This window comes from Candidatus Nanosynbacter sp. TM7-008, assembly GCF_022828245.2.
In the GTDB taxonomy this organism is placed as follows: domain Bacteria; phylum Patescibacteriota; class Saccharimonadia; order Saccharimonadales; family Saccharimonadaceae; genus Nanosynbacter.
In genome coordinates this window covers 210,787-234,379 of sequence record NZ_CP157587.1, presented here as the reverse complement: position 1 = coordinate 234,379, position 23,593 = coordinate 210,787, and the positions used below count along the sequence as shown (strand labels likewise).

At 43.4% G+C, this 23,593-nt stretch carries 26 protein-coding genes; 3 read left to right on the top strand and 23 right to left on the bottom strand.

Annotated elements, in window-relative coordinates; genetic code table 11:
- Positions 1-23 precede the first annotated feature (23 nt).
- The 14 genes from LRM48_RS01240 to LRM48_RS01175 all read right to left on the bottom strand — a co-directional run bounded on the left by LRM48_RS01240 (position 24) and on the right by LRM48_RS01175 (position 11,613).
- Positions 24-1,667 (bottom strand): hypothetical protein, encoded by a 1,644-nt coding sequence (locus LRM48_RS01240; protein WP_243812505.1) that lies wholly within the window; start codon positions 1,665-1,667, stop codon positions 24-26.
- A 48-nt stretch (positions 1,668-1,715) separates the two neighbouring features.
- Positions 1,716-2,732 (bottom strand): gluconeogenesis factor YvcK family protein, encoded by a 1,017-nt coding sequence (locus tag LRM48_RS01235; protein WP_243812506.1) that lies wholly within the window; start codon positions 2,730-2,732, stop codon positions 1,716-1,718.
- Positions 2,733-2,758: 26 nt separating this feature from the next.
- Complete coding sequence (locus LRM48_RS01230; RefSeq protein WP_243812507.1) at positions 2,759-3,427, bottom strand: SDR family NAD(P)-dependent oxidoreductase; 669 nt, start codon at positions 3,425-3,427, stop codon at positions 2,759-2,761.
- A 24-nt stretch (positions 3,428-3,451) separates the two neighbouring features.
- Complete coding sequence (locus LRM48_RS01225) at positions 3,452-3,946, bottom strand: hypothetical protein (RefSeq protein WP_426303690.1); 495 nt, start codon at positions 3,944-3,946, stop codon at positions 3,452-3,454.
- Positions 3,947-4,040: 94 nt separating this feature from the next.
- Positions 4,041-4,511: an NUDIX hydrolase gene (locus LRM48_RS01220; RefSeq protein WP_243812509.1), complete on the bottom strand. Its 471-nt coding sequence runs from the start codon at positions 4,509-4,511 to the stop codon at positions 4,041-4,043.
- Positions 4,512-4,640: 129 nt separating this feature from the next.
- Positions 4,641-5,258: an SAP domain-containing protein gene (locus tag LRM48_RS01215; protein WP_146555028.1), complete on the bottom strand. Its 618-nt coding sequence runs from the start codon at positions 5,256-5,258 to the stop codon at positions 4,641-4,643.
- A 45-nt stretch (positions 5,259-5,303) separates the two neighbouring features.
- Entirely contained in the window at positions 5,304-6,743 is a 1,440-nt protein-coding gene (locus LRM48_RS01210) for a glycine--tRNA ligase (RefSeq protein WP_426303692.1), read from the bottom strand.
- A 56-nt stretch (positions 6,744-6,799) separates the two neighbouring features.
- On the bottom strand, positions 6,800-7,480 hold the full coding sequence (gene recO, locus LRM48_RS01205; RefSeq protein ID WP_129636524.1) for a DNA repair protein RecO: 681 nt from the start codon (positions 7,478-7,480) through the stop codon (positions 6,800-6,802).
- On the bottom strand, positions 7,464-7,835 hold the full coding sequence (locus LRM48_RS01200) for a response regulator (RefSeq protein ID WP_129744619.1): 372 nt from the start codon (positions 7,833-7,835) through the stop codon (positions 7,464-7,466). The genes recO and LRM48_RS01200 overlap by 17 nt, the downstream gene beginning before the upstream one ends.
- Positions 7,832-8,548, bottom strand: coding sequence for a sensor histidine kinase (locus LRM48_RS01195; RefSeq protein ID WP_243812511.1), 717 nt, complete (start codon positions 8,546-8,548; stop codon positions 7,832-7,834). The genes LRM48_RS01200 and LRM48_RS01195 overlap by 4 nt, the downstream gene beginning before the upstream one ends.
- Positions 8,549-8,583: 35 nt before the next feature.
- Positions 8,584-9,243, bottom strand: coding sequence for a hypothetical protein (locus LRM48_RS01190; RefSeq protein WP_243812512.1), 660 nt, complete (start codon positions 9,241-9,243; stop codon positions 8,584-8,586).
- A 40-nt stretch (positions 9,244-9,283) separates the two neighbouring features.
- Positions 9,284-9,472 carry a hypothetical protein gene (locus tag LRM48_RS01185; protein ID WP_243812513.1) on the bottom strand — a complete coding sequence of 63 codons (189 nt, stop codon included), beginning with the start codon at positions 9,470-9,472 and terminating at the stop codon, positions 9,284-9,286.
- A complete protein-coding gene (xseA, locus tag LRM48_RS01180; RefSeq protein ID WP_243812514.1) occupies positions 9,462-10,562 on the bottom strand; it encodes an exodeoxyribonuclease VII large subunit in 1,101 nt (366 codons plus the stop codon). Before xseA ends, LRM48_RS01185 begins: the two co-directional genes overlap by 11 nt.
- Entirely contained in the window at positions 10,546-11,613 is a 1,068-nt protein-coding gene (locus LRM48_RS01175; RefSeq protein ID WP_243812515.1) for a lysylphosphatidylglycerol synthase transmembrane domain-containing protein, read from the bottom strand. Before LRM48_RS01175 ends, xseA begins: the two co-directional genes overlap by 17 nt.
- A 38-nt stretch (positions 11,614-11,651) precedes the next feature.
- On the opposite strand from LRM48_RS01175, the gene LRM48_RS01170 reads away from it, so the two are divergent.
- Together LRM48_RS01170 and LRM48_RS01165 are read left to right on the top strand one after the other, a co-directional pair.
- Positions 11,652-12,845 carry a TRM11 family SAM-dependent methyltransferase gene (locus LRM48_RS01170; RefSeq protein ID WP_243812516.1) on the top strand — a complete coding sequence of 398 codons (1,194 nt, stop codon included), beginning with the start codon at positions 11,652-11,654 and terminating at the stop codon, positions 12,843-12,845.
- Positions 12,846-12,908: 63 nt separating this feature from the next.
- Positions 12,909-13,181, top strand: coding sequence for a 50S ribosomal protein L27 (locus tag LRM48_RS01165; RefSeq protein ID WP_129632482.1), 273 nt, complete (start codon positions 12,909-12,911; stop codon positions 13,179-13,181).
- Positions 13,182-13,239: 58 nt separating this feature from the next.
- Here the strand turns inward: LRM48_RS01165 and LRM48_RS01160 are convergent, their stop codons facing one another.
- From LRM48_RS01160 to prfB, 7 genes are all read right to left on the bottom strand, one after another.
- The gene (locus tag LRM48_RS01160; RefSeq protein WP_243812517.1) at positions 13,240-14,739 is read right to left on the bottom strand and encodes a hypothetical protein; all 1,500 of its coding nucleotides are present in this window, start codon (positions 14,737-14,739) and stop codon (positions 13,240-13,242) included.
- Positions 14,740-14,816: 77 nt separating this feature from the next.
- The gene (locus tag LRM48_RS01155; protein WP_129632476.1) at positions 14,817-15,200 is read right to left on the bottom strand and encodes a response regulator; all 384 of its coding nucleotides are present in this window, start codon (positions 15,198-15,200) and stop codon (positions 14,817-14,819) included.
- Positions 15,201-15,241: 41 nt separating this feature from the next.
- A complete protein-coding gene (locus tag LRM48_RS01150; RefSeq protein WP_243812518.1) occupies positions 15,242-16,417 on the bottom strand; it encodes a S41 family peptidase in 1,176 nt (391 codons plus the stop codon).
- A 63-nt stretch (positions 16,418-16,480) separates the two neighbouring features.
- On the bottom strand, positions 16,481-17,620 hold the full coding sequence (locus LRM48_RS01145; protein ID WP_243812519.1) for a CHAP domain-containing protein: 1,140 nt from the start codon (positions 17,618-17,620) through the stop codon (positions 16,481-16,483).
- Positions 17,621-17,662: 42 nt separating this feature from the next.
- Positions 17,663-18,646: a cell division protein FtsX gene (locus tag LRM48_RS01140; RefSeq protein ID WP_243812520.1), complete on the bottom strand. Its 984-nt coding sequence runs from the start codon at positions 18,644-18,646 to the stop codon at positions 17,663-17,665.
- A complete protein-coding gene (gene ftsE / locus LRM48_RS01135) occupies positions 18,646-19,329 on the bottom strand; it encodes a cell division ATP-binding protein FtsE (RefSeq protein WP_129744749.1) in 684 nt (227 codons plus the stop codon). The genes LRM48_RS01140 and ftsE overlap by 1 nt, the downstream gene beginning before the upstream one ends.
- 20 nt (positions 19,330-19,349) lie before the next feature.
- Positions 19,350-20,441, bottom strand: coding sequence for a peptide chain release factor 2 (prfB, locus tag LRM48_RS01130; RefSeq protein ID WP_243812521.1), 1,092 nt, complete (start codon positions 20,439-20,441; stop codon positions 19,350-19,352).
- 51 nt (positions 20,442-20,492) lie between these two features.
- On the opposite strand from prfB, the gene hpt reads away from it, so the two are divergent.
- Positions 20,493-21,032 (top strand): hypoxanthine phosphoribosyltransferase, encoded by a 540-nt coding sequence (gene hpt / locus LRM48_RS01125; RefSeq protein WP_243812522.1) that lies wholly within the window; start codon positions 20,493-20,495, stop codon positions 21,030-21,032.
- Here the strand turns inward: hpt and murD are convergent.
- Complete coding sequence (gene murD / locus LRM48_RS01120; protein WP_243812523.1) at positions 21,029-22,273, bottom strand: UDP-N-acetylmuramoyl-L-alanine--D-glutamate ligase; 1,245 nt, start codon at positions 22,271-22,273, stop codon at positions 21,029-21,031. The genes hpt and murD overlap by 4 nt on opposite strands.
- A 36-nt stretch (positions 22,274-22,309) precedes the next feature.
- Positions 22,310-23,587, bottom strand: coding sequence for a M16 family metallopeptidase (locus LRM48_RS01115; protein ID WP_129637201.1), 1,278 nt, complete (start codon positions 23,585-23,587; stop codon positions 22,310-22,312).
- Positions 23,588-23,593 lie beyond the last annotated feature (6 nt).

Sequence of the window (23,593 nt, the reverse complement as noted above, 5' to 3'; positions counted from 1 at the left end):
ATGATTATATCACGCGCAAGTTGTTAATTATCAGCTCGTAAATCAATTAAGCTCTCAATAAACTTATCTTCATTAGACAGAGATTTCGGATTAAGCCCAAGATCACCAGTGTTTTTACTATTTTTCATGTCGTAGCGCCGTTTGTATAGCGCGCCTAAGACCTCTTCTGCAAGACTGACTATCTTTATTCTCTCAACACGTTGACGAGTCGTCTCTTCCTCTAGATTATCCTTACCAAAACCCTGAGACTGTAGGTATTTATAAGCAATATGAGATACTTCGCCTGTACGCGCACGGCGTCGCTCGTCTTTTGTAATAAACTGTATTTCAACTGGAATCTCAACACCATCAACATCCACGACAAATGTTACTTTAGATATTTCATAGATAGAATATCCACGTTTTTCACATTTTTCATCGGTATCAATTTTTACCAAATACTCATCCGAACTAACGCCCAATTCGCGAAGATTACGTTCCACAATATCAACATACTCTTTAGTTCCCTGAATATATATAGGTTTGTTTTTGTTTCGAGCACACGCCGACCTAAATTCTTTCAACCTGTCGGCAATAAAATGCGCAAAATCACAAGCTGTCGTTTCACGATCTCTAGATATCACCATCATACCGACAATATCCATAATTCCGTCGCCACCCTTAAGTTTATCCGCAAGCGATCCTACAGTTTTAATACGCCAGTTTCCAGCAACCATATTGCCATATTTGGTGTCAGCCGCAAATTCCCCCATATGAGTAGAATATTCACCGGAATCCTCATCTTTACGAATAGCGTAATTGATAGTACCGTCATTCACGCCAAATATCTTGTCTGTAATTTTTTCTATGCCGACCTGTAGAACCTTGTCTTGTATCCCTTTAGCACTTTTAACAAGGTCTTCCTTACCTTGACCAATTAGTCGTCTTACTTTAGCCACACTACGTAGTTCTGCAGAAAAAGCCTCATATCCCATCGCCTCAAGAATTGGAGCATAGAATGACTCAGCTTCCAATACATCCTGTAAAACTGCAGATTCCCTCTTTGACGACGGATATTGCAAATTATCCATTATCTCAGCGCCTTTTATTATAAACGCCTCGATATTAACCTTATCCATCTCTAATCTCATATGATCAAGGTCTAGAAGTGGCTGAGCAATCGCCCACTGCTTAGGAGAAACCTTGCCCGTATGTCGCTCGGCAACCAAGGGGTATATCTCTCGATAATCTTCATTAGACTCTTCTTCAGCAATTTCAGCCATCAACTTACGATAGTACGCCGCGCTTTGTTCAATTTTAGCCATATCAGCCAGTAAACTTGCGGAATATTCCAACTGATCATGGCTAATCTTTTCATCATCCATGAAGCCATAAAGTGCATCTGCGGCATTCCTAGCCCACGCATCGTTATATTTTGTGCTCTTTTTATTAAACATCCTATCAGCAACGTCGTGAATCAATGACAACGAAGCTGCCTCTGGCGGTAAATCATCACTCGTATATGCTTTTACGATCTTATACACTCGGTAAGCATGATCCTTAAAATCTTCGCGCTCACCTTCAGTACAACTAATATAGCCGTCTAAAACCTTACGGCATGATTCATGAAAAACCTCTTCTGCAGGTATAATCTCTTTTTCGTTCAAAATACAATTTTCACTTGACACAACCCTTGCATTATATCATAGTAATGGGAAATTATCAAGCCCTGGAATCTACGCAAAATAAATCCGCATCAATTCGCGCGCCACCCTGTCGGCATCGTGACGAATCAAGCTACGCTGAGCCGCCAATGGATCGCTGTTGGAGTTCGTATTGACCCACACGTCATCAGCAATCAAACGCTTGCCCGACGCGTAATAATGCTTTTTCTTCAGCAATTCCTTATCCCACTCGACCAAATATTCGCCGTCGTGAGCATATTTCTTTATCAATTCCTCTGGCGGGCGATGGTTATTGTAAAGCACATAATCCATATTCACCCCTGAAAATCGCTCAATTTCATCCGCAAAATCCGCCACGGTAAATCCATCAGTCTGCGTTGGCTTGGTGACCAAATTGCAAACATAGACTTTCTTCGCCTTCGTTTCAGCAAGCGCACGAGTAACGCCTCGAACCAATAACGCTGGAGCCAAACTGCCATATAAAAGACCCGGCGCAATCACCACCAAATCGGCATCCAAAATCGCTTGACGAGCTCGCGGGTTAATCGTAGCTGGCGGTTTAAGCTCTAGCCACGGACGCTCGCCGCGCGGAATCTTTAGCGACTCAGCCGCGTGCTGACCGTCAACAACCGTGCCGTCTTTCAGCTTAATCGACATTGTTGTATCGTCCAAAGTAATCGGATAAACTCGACCATTGACGCCCAAAACTTCGCTAGCCAATTCCACTGCATCGGCAAAACTTCCTGTCATTTTTTCCAGTGCCGCCATGAATAAATTGCCGAACGCGTGACCCTTCATACTGCCCTCGCCGAACCGATAATTGAACAAATCGCGAACTTTCGGCGAAGTACTTAGCGCCACCAAGCATTGCCTGACGTCGCCCGCTGGTAACACGCCCAATTCATCGCGCAACACGCCAGTTGAGCCGCCATCGTCGACCATATTGACCAACGCCGTGATGCTGTGTGTATATTTTTTCAATCCAGAGAGCAGCGTGAAACTTCCCGTTCCGCCGCCAATAACTACAACTTTTACCCCAAAATAATCATTATTCGAACTATCTGTCATGCTTGAATTATAGCACCTTGGAAAGCCTAAACCAACGTACCTTTTGGCAACGCCCATTCCAAGAATGGCTGCTGTTGGCAATCAATCGCGTTGATAATGTGCGTGGCAATTTTCGCAGGATCGTTGAAAAACATATAGTCAGCCGGAAGATCGCGCCCATTCCAAAACGGAGTTTTCATAGCGCCGGGCAAAAATAGCGCAACTCTAACTGGAAGTTTTTGCTCATCTGCCTGCATCCCCAAACTTCGCGCCAAACCCGCTTGAGCGTGCTTCGTCGCAACATACACAGCTTCATCTGAGCGCGCTTTAACGCTACTTGTCGACCCAATAATCGTCAGTACAGACTTGCGATTCTGCGTTGACATCTTACGCCAAGCCCATTGAACCAGCGGCAACGCGCCCGAAAAATTAACTTCCGCCATACTGCGAACACTCGGCTGATCTTCAAAATTGCCGCGCCAACCATATCCAGCCGCCCACACAAATTGATCAATATCATCACCGTTCAAAATCTGCTCAATTCGCGCCGACGCCGACTCCACTTGATCCGAATAATAAACATCCAGAGGAAAGCCCTCACCGTGCTTCTGCGGATCATAAGTTTTACCTAGCACCAGCACTCGCTCACCACGTTCTCGCAGCTGCTTCGCCATTTCCAAACCGAGCCCACTCGTCCCACCAAGAATAATATGCATATGGTTATTATAGCAATGACAATATTAAATGTAAATTCCGTATCTAAGCCTCGGCCACGCTTCTGCCAGTTCCTCGGCCGAAAATTCCTTGACAGAATCCAGCTCCTGCAAAGGCGTTTCCAAACAAAGCCCAACAGCCACGGCAGCCACTCGCCTCATGAGATATTCCGCATTATCTGAAGAAAAATAGGCATCCTTGTCGAAATCCCCTTTCATTCTGCCGAAAGACTGCACACCCAGCTTATCTCGCCAGCTTCGCAACTCAATCCTATCATACGGAAACTGAGATGGCGATTGTATGGATGTGGACCGGCTAGGGAGACGCTTCTCCGCTAATCCATCGTGTCCCGAATATTTATCATCACGACTAGCCAATATTATGCCCATGTCAAAAATCCGACCTTTTTTAATAGCCAATCTGGTCAATAGTGTAAATAACGAATTCTCATCGACTTTACTGGGGTCACCGACAATATTCTCGATTTCAACTCTGGCGCTGTAATTATCAGTTTTCTTCATACGCAAAACCTTGTACATTAGCTATATCAATCAAAAGACACGCCGCCTGTACTTTTTTCCATGCCTGATATTCTATACTATTTTATGGAAAAAGTCAATCACACAATTTCTGCCACTTCAAATGCACGTTATATCGAAGCGGCGCGCCCGACTCGCTCTCTTGGAGCCGCAACTCTTCAGGATCAATAAACATCACTTCGTCCGCATCAACGCCCGCTGAAAAATCAAAATTTTCCGTCCACACACGACAGGAAAAACAAATTTGATTAGCATCAATTCGCTCAATATAAATCTCGTCCGACGCGTCAAAAAGCTGATAGCGAAGATTGCCCTTATAGCCAACTTCTTCATACAATTCCCGCTTCAAAGCCGACTCAAAAGTTTCGCCATAATCCATACCACCGCCCGGCAAATCCCAACACGGCCGCCCATCTTCTTTGACAACCAAAATCTGCCCAGCATCGTTATAAATCAAGGCTTTTATGGAAACACGATACAGACAATCCAGATGGTCCGTTCCATCTAAATTCTGTGTAATGATACGTCCGTTGGTGATTTTTGTCATGAAAGTCATTATACTACACCCGAGCGCTAGATAGCTAATACCATTTCACCTACAGTATACTCTGTCTTTCCAATATCCATTTACTAACTACTCATTGAGTGTTAATAAGTTAGGAATTACCTAAATTACCTAATTGTGATACTCTTTTATTTTTCCTGCATATTCAGTCAAAAGATTCTTTGAATAAATTTTTTCATTTCTTGAATCTCTAACTTCTTTCCAAAGAATAGCAGCTACTTTTAACTTATTCGAATAGTTGCGACTATTTTCGTCTGCACAGAAATCCTTTAAAAATTGATTCCATTGACAAACCGAATTATCATATTTAGCATAATCCGATTTTCCATAATAAACTTTCAGCATATCTTGAATCGTAAAACTCAAATCATTTTCACTTTTTACTTTTCTCCAAGCAGTAGCCATATCAGCAGTAAATTTAAAAGGTGCAATACCTGTTACGGCAGAGAAATATTCTCTAAATTTTGTATTAAAGGAAAACCCACATTCAAGTAATGGCATATATAGAGTAATATTTTCAACTTGCTTTGTTTCGTTTTTTATTGATGATTTTTTAATTAAATTACCCTTAAAGTACTGCTCAATAATATAATTAAGTTCTTGTTTTGTACCTCTATGTTCTAATGCTAGCGACCTGCATATCTGTGAAAGTTCTTCACGATACCAATAGTATTGATTAAACTCATCAAACGATGTGATTTTATCAAACTCAGGTCTACTTTTTGTCAATCTTTTATCTCCTCAAAACCAATTTGCTTTTTTCACGTCCAATATCTACAACTCCTCAACCTTCACCCGCCTCTGCTCCGTCGTATCTCGCTCACGAACAGTAACAGTGTCATCTTCCAACGTCTGAAAGTCGACAACTACGCAGTGTGGCGTACCAATTTCATCCTGACGGCGATAACGCTTACCGATGTTTCCATTGTCATCCCACATAACGCGTCCAGGATTTTTCTTAGATAGGTCGGCGTAAATTTCACGCGCCTTCTCCACCAGTTCCGGCTTATTCTTAAGTAACGGTGAAACAGCAAATTTAACTGGCGCCAAATGTTCTGGAAGTGCTAAATAAACACGCTTGCTGCCGTTCTGTTCGTCCTCGCGATACGCACTCGACAAGACCGCCATCAGCGCCCGCTCAACACCAAAACTCGGCTCAATCACATGTGGCACAAACTTTTTATTCGTCCCCTTAATCGTATATTCCATACTCTTTCCGCTGGCGTCCTGAATATTATTTAGGTCAAAATTAGTCCGATACGCAATTCCCATCAACTCTTCCTTGCCAATTGGAAAATCGTATTCAATGTCAATCGTTTTCTTACTGTAATGCGCTCTGTCTTCCGCCGGAACATCCAACTCGTGAATATTATCAGGATTTAATCCCAATGCCTCCAAAAACTCGTGCGTCGCCTTAAGTAATTCATCAAACGCTTCCTGCCAATTTTCTGGACTGACAAAATACTCAATCTCCATTTGCTCAAACTCCCGAGAACGGAAAACAAAATCTCGCGGCGCAATTTCATTACGAAACGCCTTGCCCTGCTGAGCAATTCCAAACGGCAGATTAGGATAAAAGCTATCGACGACGTTTTTGAAATTGGTGAAGATGCCTTGGGCAGTTTCGGGGCGAAGATAACTTATAGAAGTTGGATTATATTGCAACGCATATATCGTCTTACCTTTTGGTACTATAGCCCCCTCTACGTCCTTACCTATTTCAATTGAATCTCCACCAGAAGGTCCAACAAAAGTTTTAAACATCATATTAAACGTTCGCGACTTACTTAACGGATTACCGTCTGGGCTTTTGATACCCTTCTCTGCAATCAACTCGTCCATTTGTTCCATCGTCAAGCCATCAGCGTCAACCCCATTGTCTTTAAGGATATGATCTGTACGATAACGCCGATGATTAACCACATCTTCACACAATGGATCGACAAACGTATCCACATGCCCACTCGCCTTCCAGACCTTCTGGTTCATCAAAATCGCCGCATCAACGCCATATATATCGTCGCGCTCATCAACAAACATTCGCCACCATAAATTCATGATATTTCGCTTCAATTGAACGCCAAGCGGACCATAATCCCACGTTCCAGACAAACCGCCGTAAACATCAGAACCCTGATAAATAAAACCACGGCGCTTACACAGGCTAATAATATCTTCCATTTTTGCTTGACTCATCAAAAAACCTTTCTCCATGTTGGCAACATGGCGATTCACATTATTACCCAAATTATACCATTTTACTGACAATTTTACACTGCCGCGTGCTGTCTGGCGGTCAACCAACAATCGTTTATAACCTCAGTTATTCCGCCGATTTGCGCCACATTTGCCAGAGGCTTGGCCTGGATTAACCTTAACAATTTGATTGCGTCCGCGCCCAAATCGCCCTGCTCCGCCAATCTCAAACCTTTTTCCGCACTATCGTACATATATTTTTTATCAGGAAGCAGCGCCGCAGTCGTTACGTCCGTTCGAAGATTCAGCTCATCTCCCAGCAGACTCGCGTATTGCAAATAAAACCACGTTTCAATCAATTTTTGGTTTATTGCAGGATTATTCAATTGCTCCAAAACTTGACTCAGCACATAATACCACTCTGGTTCGTCAATATTTTCACTCGCCGCAGAGACCAATTTCATTACTGAATACGCAAATTGCATCCGATCATAATCTTCCAAAATATGCCGATAAAAAGCCGACAATCGAGCGGAAGTTAATAGCCCCAAATCGCCCCGACCAGAACGAATAACCACATCACAAATCGCGAATAATTCAATTCCGCCCGCTAATTTACTGCGCTCCCGACGCACGCCTTTGGCGATTACGCTACGTCGACCTTTTGGCGTTAATAATTGCAAAACTCGGTCAGCTTCGGCGTAATTCGTTCGCCTCAGAACAATTGCTTTTACTCGTTCACTCTGCCCCGTCATTTAGAACCTCGCGAAAAATCGCCCGCGCCTCATTCGGACGCATCGATGTTTTATTCAAAATCGCCTTCACGCCAAGCGGACGCAAATTGTCCATTTTAACGTCAATATTCGTACAAACCACAATCGGCAAACTCGCCAAATCCGCGTACGATCGTAGCTCATTCAACAAAGCAATCGCCGTTTCGCCAGCCAACAGCATATCCAAAATTAAAGCATCGGGTTGCCAATCGTCAATAATTTCAATCGCCTGACCACCAGAAACCGCCACTCGATATTCCGCGCCAACATCCGCGGCAAACTTGCCCAGAATATCCGCCCAATTCTTATCATCCTCAACGATTAACAGTTTTTTCATATCAAGCTCAACTGCCGACTAATTGGCATTTCTACATAAAAAGTCAGTCCATCACGATGACGAATCAGACCAATCCGCCCGTTCATCGCCTGCGCAAATTGATTCGCCACGTAAATCCCCAGCCCGCTACTTTCCGGCCTTGTTCGCACGGTTTTTCGCGTTTCCATTTCATCAAGTAACAGCCGATATTCCTTCAAACTCATCATCGGTCCAAAATCCCGCACGCTCATTCTCACGGCATCTTTCGTTGCCTTAACCGAAACCTTAATCTCTGATCCATCCTCCGTATACGCCAACGCGTTATTCAAAAAGTTCGCCAAAATTCGCCCCAAAAGTGTTCGGTTCGCTAATATCAATTGACTATTTCGACTGCTCTTAGGCCAGATAACTTTTCGTCCGTAAAGTATTGCGTTGAACTTCGTTTCCATCGCTACTTGCTGACATAAAGCCAACGGATTGACCGGTTCAAGCGGAAATAACGACGGCGTTAAATTAGCTGAATTTGCCAAATCGATCGTAAGCTGCAACGCCTGTTCAGAAGTTCGAATAATTCGTTGCTGGATCTGAGTTTTATCGGCGGAACTGGTTAAATCGTCGTCCAACAGTAGTGCCAATTGTCTAATCAAAGCCAGCGGCGTCTTCAGCTCGTGTGCCGCCACCAAAACACTCGGCAATCCCCCAAAATCAGCATCACTCCACTCTTTACCTGCCATACAATTCTAGTATAGCAAATATGTACTGGGTTTTTCTATTCAGAGATTTTTACAGTGCTCAATATAGTCTGGAAATCTGGCTTAAACGTATCCGCGTCGGTTGAAAAACGAATAGTTTTATCGCGCACTTTCATCAAAACCACAGAGCCGCGCAATTCTTTCTCAAACGTACCGTCAATTCGAGTCGCTGAAATTCCGTTAAACTCGGTACTACTTGAGGTCAATTCGCCCTTCTTTAGTCGTGATTGATAATCATTCAGCACCGTATCCATATTCTTGTTGATAATCTCCAGCCTTAACGCAAACCGACTATTTTTATTAGTTGTCGAAGGGACTGAAACAGGGTGAAGATAAGCTTTGTAATCACCTCTGTCGCTGCCGTCATTTGCTACATATACACTCCAAGTTTTTGGATACATGAATGATACTCGACCGTATTCAGCAGGACCAACAAATTCAATACGCGGGTTTTTTGCTTCTTCAGAAAATTTCTTCTGGTCTGATTCGGCTTGTTCACTCTTCCCCTTAGCAACTTCAATCGCAACTTTACTATCAACACTGCTTTTTTCTCGGGAGTATTGCATATACGCCCAAATTGCCAAAGATCCAGCAATCAAAAACAATATCAGACAGCCGATTGTGCCGACCATCCAGCCATTAACTGAGCCGCGCTCACTCTTATCTCTCATCATCATATTGTAAAGTATAGCTTATGCTTTAATTGGTGTAAAGATCCTACTCAGCGTTAAAATCCTCGCTAAGAACCTCGATATCATGTCGCATATCTTCCAGCGTGGCAGTAATTTTTTTTGATAACTCTCTCACCTCAATAAACCTCTGTTTCGCCTCATCCAGATTAAAATCATCGCCCTGAAACCACGCGATTCGCTCGTTCAATTCAGCCATCATTTGCTCAATTGTCATATCGTTGTTCACTATTCTCAATCCTCGCTTTCATAATTATATCTTTTGTTGTAATCTCTACAATATTACCAATCTGTAAATCACCCTTGATCATTGCATAGCCACGACGCAGCGCCATTTCCGGATCATACTCAGCGATGACTTTTTGTTGCGACAATGTTGCATTTACAGCCACATCCACACGGCTTGACCACTGTTTTAGCGCTTCTTTTTGCAACATTGTTGCATTAAGCGATTGCTCTTCGATAGCTCTACAAATTGAATCTTTCGCGTCAATTAGCCTGTAATGCAAATGCCGAACCACTTCTCGCTTATCGGGAAACAGCAATTGCGCGGCGTTACTCGGCGTGGCTGCGCGAACGTCCGCCGCCAAATCACATAAACTCTCATCAATTTCATGACCAATTCCAGTCACTGTCGGAATACGACTACTCGCCACCGCCCGTACCAGTTTTTCATCATTAAAACTCGCCAAATCTTCCGCACTGCCACCGCCACGAATCAAAACAATCACATCTGGAGATTCTGACATTTGATTAAAATATGATATTGCTCGCACAGCTTGATCCGCAGCATTCACGCCCTGTACATTAACGTTGGCGACTACGAATTTCACACCACCCCAACGCTCACCGGAAATCTTCATAAAGTCAGCATATCCCGCCGCTTTCGTGCTGGAAATAATAGCCACCCTCTGAGGATATTGCGGTAATGGACGTTTTCTTTCAGAATTAAACAAACCCTCAACTGTCAATTTTTGTTTCAAAAGATCAAAACTTCGCTTCAAACTTCCCTTGCCTAATGGGCGAATCTCTTGAACATTCAAGCTAAAAGCGCCTTTATCTCTAAGTACTGGCATCGCTCGAACGACAACTTTCATTCCATCTTCAATTGGCGTGCGTAAATTGCTAAAACCAACAAAGCACCGAACCAGCCCATCGTCATCCTTCAGATCGAAAAAAGCGTATTTCGGAGGATAAGACTTGAGGCCAGAAACTTCACCCTCAACTTCAACCATCCCAGCAAAAGCCACGTCAAAAGTTTGATTGACAACTGCTATGAAATTGCTAACGCTAAATCTGGGAATCATCTGGCTTGCCGTATTTAATCAGTGCGTGTTGATAGAAAATATAGCCAAAGATAATCGTGCCAGTAAGTAAAATTGCTCGCGTCAAAATTATTCCAGCAATCGCCAAATCCGGCGGAGTGCCTGCCATGCTTAAGAAAATGATCATAATGGTTTCATAAACGCCCGTCCCTCCAGGCGTAAACACGACAATCGCTGCCAATCCAGCCACGCCGTATCCAACCATCAAAATCGCCGGATTAACAAAAACACCCAGCGATAGAAACGCCACAGCAAACATCGCCACGTCAAAAACAGTGTAGACAGTTCCCCAAATCATCGGTTTTATCAGAAGTTTCGGATGATTGGACAAATCTTGAAAATCGTCCTGCATATCAACAAAAAACTCTTCGACTTTCTTCGACTTCATCACTCGTCGCTTCTTACCTAAGGTTACAATTTTTACCAATGTATTGATGAATTTAGACAATTTAGCGGCAGTCATCTGCATACGTCGCTTTGACGAAAACACGAAAATCAGACCAAACGTCAGCGCCAAAACCACGATAATCAATAAGAAGCTAGCGGCAACGATATAACGATTAACCTTGCCGTCAATAGCCAGCGCCAGCACAGCAATCACCAACAAAACCAAAAGCGACAAAAATCCCGTAACGTAACGAATCACCTGCGCAAATGTCGAACGCGCCGAACTCACACCGAGCTTGTGCATTCGCCACGTTGTATACGAAATTCCGCTAACTCCGCCCGACGGAAAAATGTGATTGACCAAATTAAGCTCCAGCGCAATCCTCGTCTGTTCCAGCCTGGAAATATGATGAATCAGATTCTTCTCTCTCAGATACGAAAAAATCATCTCGCCGCCAGCGAAGTACACGATAATCTGAAACGGCAATAGTAAGAATAATAGCCATAAATCCGCATGCAGAAACAAATTCCACGCCTTCACTAGCTCATGCCGAGATAGAAAAATTATTATTGCCAAAACCGCCAACGTCAAAACGCTCATAATGGCTCGTGGCGATTTCAACAGTTGCAACACCTTCGGTAACATAACCTTCATTATACCACGATAAATGTTATAATTACGATATGTTTATAGCTATTCTTGGCCGTCAACCAGAAATCTCTATCGCTGAATTAGAGGCGGTTTACGGTGCTAAAAATGTCCAAAAAATCTCCAACCAAGCCGCCACGGTTAATTGCGACAATTTTTCAATTGACAATCTCGGCGGAACGATTAAATGCGGACAAGTTATCACGAAGATAAAGTCGCAAAAATCGGACCGCAACACCCTGCTCCAGGCGTCAAAAATTATTGTTGAAAAATACACAAAAAACCTTTCAAATAGTCAAAAAAAAATAACCCTCGGAATAAGTTTTTATGGCAATAAAACAGATCCGAGAAACGTCCAAAAAATCGGAATCATCTTAAAAAACAACCTGAAAAAATCTGGCGTCAGTTTGCGCCTAATTCCTAATAAAACCGCTGCGCTGTCCACTGCGACCTCTCACAATAATAAACTCGGCAGGTCTGAGGCGAAAATTGAAATTATCATAGCTAAGAACGTGTACGGAGATTTGATAATCGCTGAAAGTCGTGGCGCTCAAAATATCAATTCGTATACTCAGCGCGACCGCGGACGACCAAAGCGCGACGCCTTCGTGGGAATGCTTCCGCCCAAGCTTGCACAAATTATGATTAACCTGTCTGGCGCAAAACCTGATGATTATCTCTGGGATCCGTTCTGTGGCACAGGAACAGTACTGCAAGAAGCTGCGCTTATCGGCGTGAATGCTTATGGCAGCGATTTGAGCGATAAGATGATATCTTACACGACTGAAAATATGAACTGGGTAGAAAAAACTTTTTCGACAAACACTTTCTGGCAAGCACATCAGGCCGATGCCACCTCTGTAAAATTAACAGATGAACAGAAGAAACGGATTTCTCGAATTGTTTGCGAAACATATTTAGGTCAGCCGTTTTCCGCACCACCTAGCCCAGAAAAACTTCACGAAGTAGTCGGAAATTGTAATCACATAATTAGCGATTTTCTGCAAAATATCCATTCGCAAATCCGCCCATACACGACGCTTTGCATAGCCGTTCCAGCGTGGCAAAATCACGAAGGTAAATTTACTCACTCGCCTCTGATAAAAAATCTTAAAAAACTTGGATATCAACAAATTATCGATAAAAACCTCTTATATTACCGTGAAGATCAAGTTGTTGCCAGAGAAATATTGGTATTAAAACCGGCAGATATAGCCAAAACCGCTTGACAACTGGCTTCATTTTCGATAAACTAGAACAGATTGTTTTATAGAAACTATAAGGAGTAAAGAATGTCAAAGGTTAAAGCTGGTGGTTCTAGTAAGAACATCCACAACAATGCTGGTCAACGTCTTGGCGTTAAGCGATTTGGCGGTCAAAAAGTTTCCGCTGGAGAAGTTCTAGTTCGCCAAACTGGTGCCACAAAGATCGCTGGTGACGGCACATATGTTAGCCGCAATTTCACCATCCACGCTGCAAAAGATGGCGTAGTTGGCTTTAAGTCAGTTAAGAAAACCAAGTTTACTGGTAAATCAGAACGCCGAACGCAAGTTGTTGTTCTTTAATCGGTAAAGACTTTTTATTAAAATAACTCCGGTAAACACGGAGTTATTTTAATATTAATCACCTCTCTTGATAATATCCCTCACTCTTAATTCTCTTAATACCGTCTACGATATTCTGACGGTGCCCACTAGCTGTCGACAAATCACTAATAATTTCACCAATCACCTGAGATATATTACTTTTATAGCCGTCGGCCCCCCATCTGTCATTCTGCCACCCCTCAATATAACGTCTTATTCTTATTAATTTATCCAACAAGTTATTAGTTGTATCACCCAGAACTACATTATCCTTACCCATCTGACCTACATACTCAGTTATCTTAACCAGACGCCTACGCTCGTCATCATTTTCAATCTTACTTTTTAGACTCTCCAGAAGACTCTTTATGTTATTCTTAAATTCATTCGCATCCTCAGCCCTAGAATCTTCAAGATTTCTAATTCTATCCGGCTCAGATGTTATCATCTCTGAGATCACAGGATCATTCATTGCTGCTGTTGGATTATATTTAATTAGCCCCCTAAACCGATCCAGCTCTCCAGTTATATATTGAACCTTTGCAAAAAACTTACCATTATTCTCTTCTGTGTCTTTTTCAAAATCATTCATCACAGACTTAAAGTCCTCAAGTAACATGTCTGCATTGGCTTCATTCGTTTCCATCGACTTTTCAACCACTGGGTTTTCAACTGATTTAGCTGCTGGCAAATCTGCTGGAGCAGCGCTTGCCTTATCCGTCTCCACCGGCTTTTTAACTGGTTCGGTTGCTACCAAATCCGCTGGATTAATACCCACCTTATCTATCTCCGCTGGCTTTTTAGCTGACTCAACCGCTGGCGAACCTACTGAGTCATTGACTTTGATCGCCCCAATCGACTCCAGAACTTCTTTAGTCATCCTCAAGGCTGGTGAACCGACGCCAGTCTCATTCGTCTTCACTGGCCCTCTAACTGGCTCGTTGATTTCTACCTTATTCGTTATCGGCTTTTTAATTCCAGTAGCCTCAACAGCCACACCTCCCATTGCAGGACTAACTTCATCCACTAAAGGCTTCTCATGATCAGAGGTATTATCTTCAACCAAGCCATTACTTGGGGTTTCTGCGCCTGAGTCTGAGCCTACCCCTGGAGCCAAAGACTCAATCCTCATACTATCCGGATGTTTCTGCCGCCAAATCTGCTTAGCTTCTTCAATCATTTCCTTGGGAGTTTTTCCGTAAAGATACTTAATATAATCTTCATTTAGACCCTGAATGTCCTCCAACGGCACAAACTCAGTTTTAATATCAGTTCCAACCAGTTTATATGCTTCCATAAGCAGCTTAATTGGACCAATACCCTCCTCAGAATCAGTGTCACACACGACCGACATACCAATAGGATTCCAACCTCTGTCATACTTAACGCCCTCTCCGTCTTGACCACTGCGAATAACGGTTAGTGGACGCCTTGCATTATCTGGATCGGTATCAACAGGAAAAGTCTTAACTGCATAGTCTTCCAATGTTTTTGGTCGTTCTTGTTCGTGGTTCTGTGCTGGTTTTGGTTTTTCCATATATAACTACTTTATATCAAAAAACAAGCAAAAAGTCAACCCCCGTAGAGGATGACTTCTTTTACTCAGCTTAGCTTCTATTGAATGCCCAAATGATGCTTTACGCGAGCCACAACGTCGCCAATTACAACCTGGGATTTCACCAAATAATCATCAACGCCCAAGCTCTCAGCGCGCTCCTTATCCTTTGGTTGGCTAAGCGCCGTCAGCATAATAATCCTCACGTTAGCAGTTTCTGGCGTATTGCGAAGAATGTCCAGGACATCAAAGCCGCTAATTTTTGGCATCATCACATCCAAAAGAATCAAATCTGGACGATATTCAACAGTGGCAGACAGAGCGTCTTCTCCATTGTTGGCTTCCCTAACGTCAAACCCCTCAATCTCCAGCCGCGACCTGTAAACCGCAGACAGAGCCATATCATCCTCAACTAGTAAAATCTTCTTTTTTTGTCCGTTCATACTATCTCCATTTTATGTTGTCCAGCCCAAAAACACAAGCTTTATAACGACTTCGCCTTATCCATCTGCGGATCTACGTTATTATTGACATCGTCCGACGAAAGATCAACTTTTACATCAGGTTCTATACCAGTTTTATCTATATTTTTACCCTTTGGCGTATACCATCTAGCTTCCGTAACCTTCATTTGCGACCCGCCAGGCAGCCCAAGCACAATCTGCACGCTTCCCTTACCGTAACTCTTCTGCCCAACCAGCGTGGCTTTTCCGTATTCACGAAGCGCCCCAGCCGTAATTTCGCTAGCACTGGCGCTATTGCCATTAATAAGTACCACCGTCTTCATATTGCCCAGAATTGGTGTTCCAGTTGTACGCAGCGTTTTAACTATTTCAGAGCCACGACGCTCGGTCATAGCTATTTGATTGTCCAGCCAAATACCCAATAGCCCTTGAGCAGCCCCAACCGTTCCACCAGGATTATTCCGTAAGTCCAAAATTACCTTCTTAACGCCTTTTTCAACAAATTCCGAAGCGTATTTTCTGGACAAGCTTACTGTATCATCGCCAAATCGATTAACTTTCAAAATACCAATCTCTCCATCAATTTCCGACTCTACTGCCGGAGAAACTATATTCTGACGCACAACCGACACCTCGCGCGTTTGACCGCCACTTAATAACGTCAATTTAACAGATGTACCAACTTCTCCACGAATTTTACTCACAACTTTTTCCACTGACCAGTCAGAAGAAGCCTCATCATTCACCTTAACAATTACCTCGCCAGCCTTAATTCCCGCCTTCTGAGCTGGACTGTTTTCCAGAGGTTTTATGATAGTTAGCTTATTATTCCTAAGACCAATCTCCGCACCAATTCCGCCGCCAATTTGCCCACTTAATGACTTGTCAAACTCCTTCGTCTCATCAGGATCCATATACGCCGTATGAGGATCCCCAGCTGCTTCAACTAGCCCACGATTGGCGCCATAAATTAACTTTTGAGTATCCAATTTTCCGTCATAATTAGCAACCAGTTCTTGATATGTTTTTTGAACGCTAGATAAGTCAATCGTCTTATTTGAAGTTCTAACGCCAAATACCGACGCCACGTTAGCAAACAGCGCATCAGAGCGAGCTCCCGCCACAAAGCTAACAATAGCCACAATAACAAGCGTCAAAAACCAACTTAATTGCTGTCTTTTCTCTCCCGTAACCATATGCTTATTATACTACAAAACGCCCGTTTAACACGAGCGTTTTTGTATATCACTTTATGCCGATTAGAAGTAAACGTATGTCAATCCTGAAGCTGAGCGTGTGTAATGCCTATATAAACCGTCCCAGGCAAAGTTGTAGTCACTAACAGTAATGGTTCCATCGCCATTGACAGATTCAACATACATAACGTGTCCGTAATATCCAATATTCATCACGGCTGCCGCGCCAGCTTTTGGCGTTGAGCCGCTAGAAATACCATAGCGCGCTGCAGTTGACGGCCACTGATTTGCGTTGCCTGCGCCACCAAAATGCGGGACGTATCGTCCAGTACTATGAATTTTCCAAGCCACGTAGCTCACACACTCACGCGTGTATAGTCCCCATGGATCGACATAAGCGTCAAGTGGAGCACTCGCCCAGGCGCCAGGATAACCGCCGCCGCCAGGTACGCCGCCTGGAATAGAGACATTGCCGCCACCAAGAGCTCGTCGGTTGGCTGCAGCCTGCTCTTCTCGCAACTTCGCCACCTCAGAATTACGTTTCTGAGCTAACGCCGCATAGTTATTCTGATCGTTCTTCGTATCAGTAATCAGTTTCGCCTTCTCAGATTGCTTAGCCGCCATTGCATTGCGCTGCAATTCTTGGTCGCGAAGCGTATTCTCGACAGACTTCTTATTCTCTTCCAACTTTTTCTGCAAAGACTTAATTTCTTTAATCTTATCATTCAATGAAGTTTTCAAAGAATTACGCTGTTCTTGCTTGTCAATGTAATCGCTAATATTTTTTGAGCTAGCAAGCATCTCCAGCGGCGAAATCTGATCATCAACATACAAATCTGCCAAAATCCGCCCCATCGCTTTACGATTGTGCTTAATTAGCTCTTCGTTCTTTTTTATCTGGTCATTAAGGCTATTTATCTTCTTTTGGCTATCAGAAATCTGTGTCTGAATAGCTGATATTTGTCCGTTTATCTTATCAAGTTCCGCCTGCAAACTATCAGCCATCTCACCCAAGCGCGAAGCCTCAGAATTATAGTTGTCTGCTTCTTGTTGCTTTGCCTGAATTTCGGCGTTATAGTCGCGAGCCAATACGTGTGATGCCAAGCCAAAAATGCCCGATCCAGCGAGCAATGCAGACATCGCCACCAGAGACGCTCTGCTGACTAATGACGCCGAAACTGGTGTGGTGGACCGTAGTTTCATACGTCTATGTTAGCATAAGCATAATCAGTATGTCAAGGACTTTTACAACTTAAGGTATTTGCGAGTTGCCACCCAGGATGACGCCACGCCAATTGCCGCACCAACCAGAATCATACTCAAGAAAACCAACACGCCGTACATTTTTAGATGATTCAAAAGATTATCAATAGGAATTCCGTATTTCACCATCGGATCATGCGCAAGGATTAACAGTCCATACCCAACCACCGTTGCGATAATTGCCGCGATAAATCCGTACATTATGGCCTCAACGATAAACGGACCCCTGATGAAACTGCGTTCTGCGCCGATCAACTTCATCATTTCAATCTCGTCCTTGCGGTTGAAAATTGCCATGCGAATGGTATTAAAGACCACAAGCGATGAAATCACCACGAAAACAACTGTAGCGATTGACCCGCCGATACTCGCCAATCTCACCCAATTGCCAACTGTTTTAATAGCCTGCTGGCGTTCACCCGAGAATGACGGCTCCCTGTTAGGGTCTTTATATTTTTTATATAAATCATCAGTTTTAACAAAATTGTTCAATGATTGCTGGTTGTTCAATTCTTTCACGGAAACACGAAGCGTTGCTGACATCTCATTACTAGACTCGCGAATCGCCTCAAGCGTATCTGGATTGTCCTTGTACTGTTCAGCTTGCTTTTCACGCGCTTCTTCCGCGGAAATATACTTAACACTATCGACATTATCTAATTTTTCAATTCGAGATTTAATCGTTTTAATCGTTTTTTCTGGCGTGTCACCCTTTAAGTAAATTGACATATCGGCACGTCTGGAAACGTTTGAAACGGTATCAACCAAAACCTGACGCGCTGATAATGTTATAAACACAATAATCAACGTGACGCTCATCACCGCAGTCGCAGCAATCGTTAGCCAGGCATTACGACTAAAATTATTGATGCCATATCGACACATTCTGACAAACGTCAACCAACCTCGTCGGCGCTGACGTATACGAATAGTTTCTTTATTTTTGTTAGACTTTGATGATTTCATTACTGTTTATAACTCCCTCTCGCCTGATCGGAGGTGATTTTACCATGATCAATTGTAATAACGCGTCGCTTCAATTTGTTGACAATCTCCACGTTGTGAGTCGTCAAAATAACCGTCGTGCCATACTTGTTAATCTTTTCTAGCAAGCGAACAATATCCCAGCTGTGCTTCGGATCCAAGTTTCCAGTCGGCTCATCTGCAATCAGAATCTTCGGCTGGCGCACCACCGCACGCGCAATCGCTACACGCTGACGCTCACCACCAGAAAGCTGATGAGGAAAATGTTTTTCCTTCCCCTTAAGACCAACCAGCTCAATCACCTTCGGCACAGTCGCCTTAATTTCCCGATTTGTCATTCCAGCAATTTCCAGCGCAAACGCCACATTTTCAAACACCGTTCGATTCGGAAGCAACTTAAAATCCTGAAAAACCACGCCAATTTTACGACGCAACAGCGGAATATGCTTGTCCTTCAAATTGTCATAATCAATTCCGCCAACCACAATTTTTCCAGAGCTCGGCTTTTCTTCGCGAGTCAAAAGCTTCAAAAGCGTCGATTTGCCAGCACCCGACGTACCAACAATAATCACAAATTCACCAGCGCCAACATGAATGCTTGCTCGATTCAACGCCGGCTTATTATTTTTTCCGTAGTTCTTCGTTACCCTATCTAACAGAATCATTACTAGTATTATACCATAAGCTAAATATTTTTAGAATTAGCATTTTGTTCTAAATATGCCGTGATAAATTCGTCAATATCGCCGTCCAGAACACCTTGAGCGTTACTGTTTTCATGCTTTGTACGAGTATCTTTAACTAACGTATACGGATGCAAAACGTAATTTCTAATTTGGCTACCCCAGTTTGCCGATTCGCCAGCCCTGAGATCAGACAAAGTTTCGGCGTGTTGCTCTAATTTCATCGCGAGCAATTTTGACCGCAGAATCTTCAACGCCGTTTCTTTATTCTGAATCTGCGAGCGCTCATTCTGAATAGCCACCGTAATCCCTGTCGGCTCATGCGTCACTCGAACCGCCGAATCCGTCGTATTCACGCCTTGACCGCCCTTGCCGCCCGAACGATAGACATCAATTCTTAAATCATTCGGGTCAATTGATATTTCATCGGGCGCGTCAATTTTCGGCAAAACCTCGACAAGCGCAAAACTAGTCTGGCGCAAATTGTCCGCATTAAACGGACTTAATCGCACCAAACGATGCACGCCATTTTCCGACCGCAATTTTCCATAAGCAAAGGATCCAGAAATCTCCAAGACGACCGTTTTAATTCCAGCGTCGTCATTTGTCGAGCGTTCCAGCGTATCAACTTTCATGCCAGACTTTTCCGCCCAGCGCAAATACATTCGCTCCAACATCGCCGCAAAATCCTGCGCATCCAGCCCGCCCACGCCAGCGGAAATGCGCATAATTGCCGAACGATTATCATATTCGCCAGAGAATAATAAATCGGTTTTATGCCTATCAAAACTCTTCTCAATTGCCGAAACTTGCGCCTGGAATTCCGGCAATAAATCGTCATCACCAAGTTCCATCAGTTCCACCATATCACCAACCTGCACTGTCAAAGTCTGCCAAGGCTCGACGATCTGACGAAGGCTGGCGGCTTGTTTCGTTAATTCTTGGGCGTAATCAGGATTATTCCAAATTTCCGGCTGATTCAATTGATCATCCAGCTCCGCCAATTTCTGCTCCAAATCAGAAAATTTCAGCGCTTTTTTAGCCTGTTCAATTTCTTTTTCCAATTCACCAATTTTCTTTTTTAGCGGTTGCATATATTTTATTGTACCATTTTTCAGCGCTCAATTCTCTGTTAAAATAAAAAGATGGATAAAGATATTGAGAAAATTCTATTTACGAATGAAGATATAAAAACAGCAGTTCAAAAACTTGGGAAAAAATTGACCGAGGATTATCACGATAAAAATCCTGTCGTCGTGGGTATTTTACGCGGCGCGGCGCCGTTTATGATCGACTTGATACAAGCGATAGATTGCTATATGGAAATTGACTTCATGGCGGTTTCCAGCTACGGTGACGACACAAAATCTTCTGGATCTGTAAAAATCATCAAAGATTTGGATACCGACGTGACGGATAGACATGTGTTAATAGTTGAGGACATAATTGACAGCGGTCGAACCGCCCAGGCGCTAAGAGAATTATTTGCCGCAAAAAATGCCGCATCGGTAAAAATATGCTCACTATTAGACAAACCAGCGCGGCGCGAAGTTGACGCAAAAGCCGATTATGTCGGCATCGATACGCCGAATGAATTTGTCGTTGGCTATGGCCTGGATTTCCGCCAGCAATATCGCAACTTGCCATACATCGGCGTCTTAAAACCAGAAGTCTATCAAGATTAAAGCTCTTCTACGGCGGCGACAAATTGCTCGCCACGATCAGAATAACTCTTAAACATATCAAAGCTGGCAGCCGCTGGGCTAAGAATCACCACGTCGCCAGATTGCGCTTTATTTTTGGCTGATTTGGCAACTTCTTTCATTCCCGCCATATTCAATTGGACAATCTCGCAATCAACTTTTTCTTCCCTTAAAACTTCCCTAATTTCATCAGCGTTAGCACCATTGATAATTATCGATCGCACGTTTTGTCGGGCAATTTCTTTCGCTAATTCAGAGTAGTCTGCGCCCTTATCTGAGCCGCCCAAAATCAAAATTTTCGGCTCCGCAAAAGCTTTTAATGCCGCAATCGCACTGCCCGGAGTGGTCGAAATGCTGTCATCGTAATATTTCACACCGTATTTTTCAGCAACAAACTTCAGTCGATGCGGTAACCCTGTAAACTCGCTAAGCCCCCTCTTTATCTCATCATCCGACACGTTCGGCAAAATCGACTTTACCGCCGCTATCGCTGCGCACGCATTGTCGACATTATGCCTCCCTGGCAAGCGAATCGCAGAAATTATATCGTCCGAAAGAGCAAATGGATATTCCTTTTTCTGCGCCAAACTCGTATCTGCAATCGACGAACTAAACTCATTTTGAGAATTATAGACAACATAATCGTCCGTGGTTTGGAACTTGGCAATATTCGCTTTTGCCGCCAAATAATCATTAAAATCAGCGTGGACGTTCAAGTGGTCAGGCTCAATCATCAGCGCCACAGCAACGTGCGGAGATTTCTGCAAATCCCACAATTGAAAACTGGACAATTCGTAAACAACAATGTCATTTTTCTCAATTTTTGGCAAAATATCCAAAGCTGGCACGCCAATATTTCCCACCAAATGAACAGTTTTACCCGCCGCACGCAAAATCGACGAGATAAAACTACACGTCGTACCCTTGCCTTTTGTGCCAGTCACGCCAATTATAGTCGCTGGGCAATTGGCAAAAAATTCATTAGTAGATGACCAAATTCGACCGTTAGTCTTTATCTTTTTTGGCGGAAGACTTGGCGACCTAACGATTAAATCCGCGTCATCCAGCCCCGAAAATCCCGTCTGATAAGCCACATTTTCCGGCAAATTATCTACTTTTTCACGCTCGTCCGCCACCAAAAAATCAGCTTCCGGAAACTTCTCTCGAAAATACCGCAAATTAGATTGACCTTCAACACCAAAACCAGCAATGACAATTTTCATAACCTGATTATATCACGGGCAATTTACGATTACACCCTAAAACAGCTTGTCGAGCTTATCGTACAGCTTTGTTAATAGCTCTTTTTCTTCCGAAGTAACTGCCGCCAACGTCCACGTGTTGGATGCAAAAAATTGACGAGCCGTTTCAATCAACTGATCAGGAGTTACCGCCAAAATAGAATCTGGAACGGCGGCATAATCTCTCACGAAATCATCAGCAAAATATCGTCCTACGTAAAAATTACTTACTTGCCCAACAGTTTGAGCGCCCATTTGATAACGACCCAACGAATATGACTTCACACTTTCCAAATCCTCTTCGGAAATAGATCCAGCCAAAACTTTCTTCAATTCTCTCACGATAATATCAAAGAGCTTTTCTGCAGTTTCAACATTTACTTGTCCACCAAAATCCCAAGCCGAATCGTAAAAACCAATCGACGTATCACTAAAAATACCATACGCCAAGCCTTTTTTACGAGCCGCGCCAAAAATCCTCGAGCTCATCGTGCCGGTCAGAATGTGATTCAATGCGTTCATGGCCGTGACTTCTTCATCACTTAACTCGCGCGGAATCATCATTGACCAGCCAAACGTCAAATTCGTCGCCTCTTTTCGCTTAACTAAGACTGGGTTAGCCCTGCGTGGTTCATCGCGCGGAATAACGAACCGCTCGCCCGTCTCTAATTGCCATCCCTCAAGATGTTCTTTAATAGCCGCTTTTCGTCCAGCCATTTTTCCAGCCACCACAAACCGCATATTCTTCAAGGTATGCGTTCGCTTGTGATGATTTTTAATGTCTTTCAGCTCAATATTAGCAATTGTTTTTAAGCGCTGATTATACGTCAAAATATCTTCACCCAGCGCCTGCTGAATGCGCGGCCACATCACGCGGTTATGATTGTTGAGATAGCCAGTCAATTCAGAGCGAACATTGCCCTTTTCCGCCTCAAGCTCATCAGCGTTGAATCGCGGCGTTGTAATAGCCAATCTCTGAAGCTCCAAAATCCTGTCCCACTCAAAATCCGCACAAATCGCTTCATAAACCATTGAATAGTCAGAAGTGTAAGCGTTGTGATAGGCGCCGTTCTTGGTAAATTCCTGCTCGTAATTGTGCTCCGAACGAAACTTTTCATTCGCACCGAACGCCATATGCTCCATAATGTGAGCAGTTTCATAAATATCTTTATTCAGAACGTAGCGATTTCCCGCCCTGAACTGCACCTGAAAACTCATTACCGTAGCATCTGGAACGTCAATCAACAAGCCGCGCGCACCATTCTTCAGTCTAATTTCCTCAACTGTATGTTTCATTGCCTA

Excerpts from the sequence above, each read along its gene's own strand:
- LRM48_RS01160 (WP_243812517.1), bottom strand. The coding sequence starts at position 14,739 with ATGGAAAAACCAAAACCAGCACAGAACCACGAACAAGAACGACCAAAA.
- LRM48_RS01185 (WP_243812513.1), bottom strand. The coding sequence starts at position 9,472 with ATGACAATTGAGCAAATGATGGCTGAATTGAACGAGCGAATCGCGTGG.
- LRM48_RS01155 (WP_129632476.1), bottom strand. The coding sequence starts at position 15,200 with ATGAACGGACAAAAAAAGAAGATTTTACTAGTTGAGGATGATATGGCT.
- LRM48_RS01230 (WP_243812507.1), bottom strand. The coding sequence starts at position 3,427 with ATGCATATTATTCTTGGTGGGACGAGTGGGCTCGGTTTGGAAATGGCG.
- xseA (WP_243812514.1), bottom strand. The coding sequence starts at position 10,562 with ATGATTCCCAGATTTAGCGTTAGCAATTTCATAGCAGTTGTCAATCAA.
- LRM48_RS01145 (WP_243812519.1), bottom strand. The coding sequence starts at position 17,620 with ATGAAACTACGGTCCACCACACCAGTTTCGGCGTCATTAGTCAGCAGA.
- prfB (WP_243812521.1), bottom strand. The coding sequence starts at position 20,441 with ATGCAACCGCTAAAAAAGAAAATTGGTGAATTGGAAAAAGAAATTGAA.
- LRM48_RS01150 (WP_243812518.1), bottom strand. The coding sequence starts at position 16,417 with ATGGTTACGGGAGAGAAAAGACAGCAATTAAGTTGGTTTTTGACGCTT.
- LRM48_RS01195 (WP_243812511.1), bottom strand. The coding sequence starts at position 8,548 with ATGGCAGGTAAAGAGTGGAGTGATGCTGATTTTGGGGGATTGCCGAGT.
- LRM48_RS01225 (WP_426303690.1), bottom strand. The coding sequence starts at position 3,946 with ATGAAGAAAACTGATAATTACAGCGCCAGAGTTGAAATCGAGAATATT.
- LRM48_RS01140 (WP_243812520.1), bottom strand. The coding sequence starts at position 18,646 with ATGAAATCATCAAAGTCTAACAAAAATAAAGAAACTATTCGTATACGT.
- LRM48_RS01190 (WP_243812512.1), bottom strand. The coding sequence starts at position 9,243 with ATGATGATGAGAGATAAGAGTGAGCGCGGCTCAGTTAATGGCTGGATG.
- LRM48_RS01210 (WP_426303692.1), bottom strand. The coding sequence starts at position 6,743 with ATGGAGAAAGGTTTTTTGATGAGTCAAGCAAAAATGGAAGATATTATT.
- LRM48_RS01235 (WP_243812506.1), bottom strand. The coding sequence starts at position 2,732 with ATGACAGATAGTTCGAATAATGATTATTTTGGGGTAAAAGTTGTAGTT.
- LRM48_RS01115 (WP_129637201.1), bottom strand. The coding sequence starts at position 23,587 with ATGAAACATACAGTTGAGGAAATTAGACTGAAGAATGGTGCGCGCGGC.
- LRM48_RS01175 (WP_243812515.1), bottom strand. The coding sequence starts at position 11,613 with ATGTTACCGAAGGTGTTGCAACTGTTGAAATCGCCACGAGCCATTATG.
- murD (WP_243812523.1), bottom strand. The coding sequence starts at position 22,273 with ATGAAAATTGTCATTGCTGGTTTTGGTGTTGAAGGTCAATCTAATTTG.
- LRM48_RS01170 (WP_243812516.1), top strand. The coding sequence starts at position 11,652 with ATGTTTATAGCTATTCTTGGCCGTCAACCAGAAATCTCTATCGCTGAA.
- LRM48_RS01165 (WP_129632482.1), top strand. The coding sequence starts at position 12,909 with ATGTCAAAGGTTAAAGCTGGTGGTTCTAGTAAGAACATCCACAACAAT.
- LRM48_RS01220 (WP_243812509.1), bottom strand. The coding sequence starts at position 4,511 with ATGACAAAAATCACCAACGGACGTATCATTACACAGAATTTAGATGGA.
- hpt (WP_243812522.1), top strand. The coding sequence starts at position 20,493 with ATGGATAAAGATATTGAGAAAATTCTATTTACGAATGAAGATATAAAA.
- LRM48_RS01200 (WP_129744619.1), bottom strand. The coding sequence starts at position 7,835 with ATGAAAAAACTGTTAATCGTTGAGGATGATAAGAATTGGGCGGATATT.
- recO (WP_129636524.1), bottom strand. The coding sequence starts at position 7,480 with ATGACGGGGCAGAGTGAACGAGTAAAAGCAATTGTTCTGAGGCGAACG.
- ftsE (WP_129744749.1), bottom strand. The coding sequence starts at position 19,329 with ATGATTCTGTTAGATAGGGTAACGAAGAACTACGGAAAAAATAATAAG.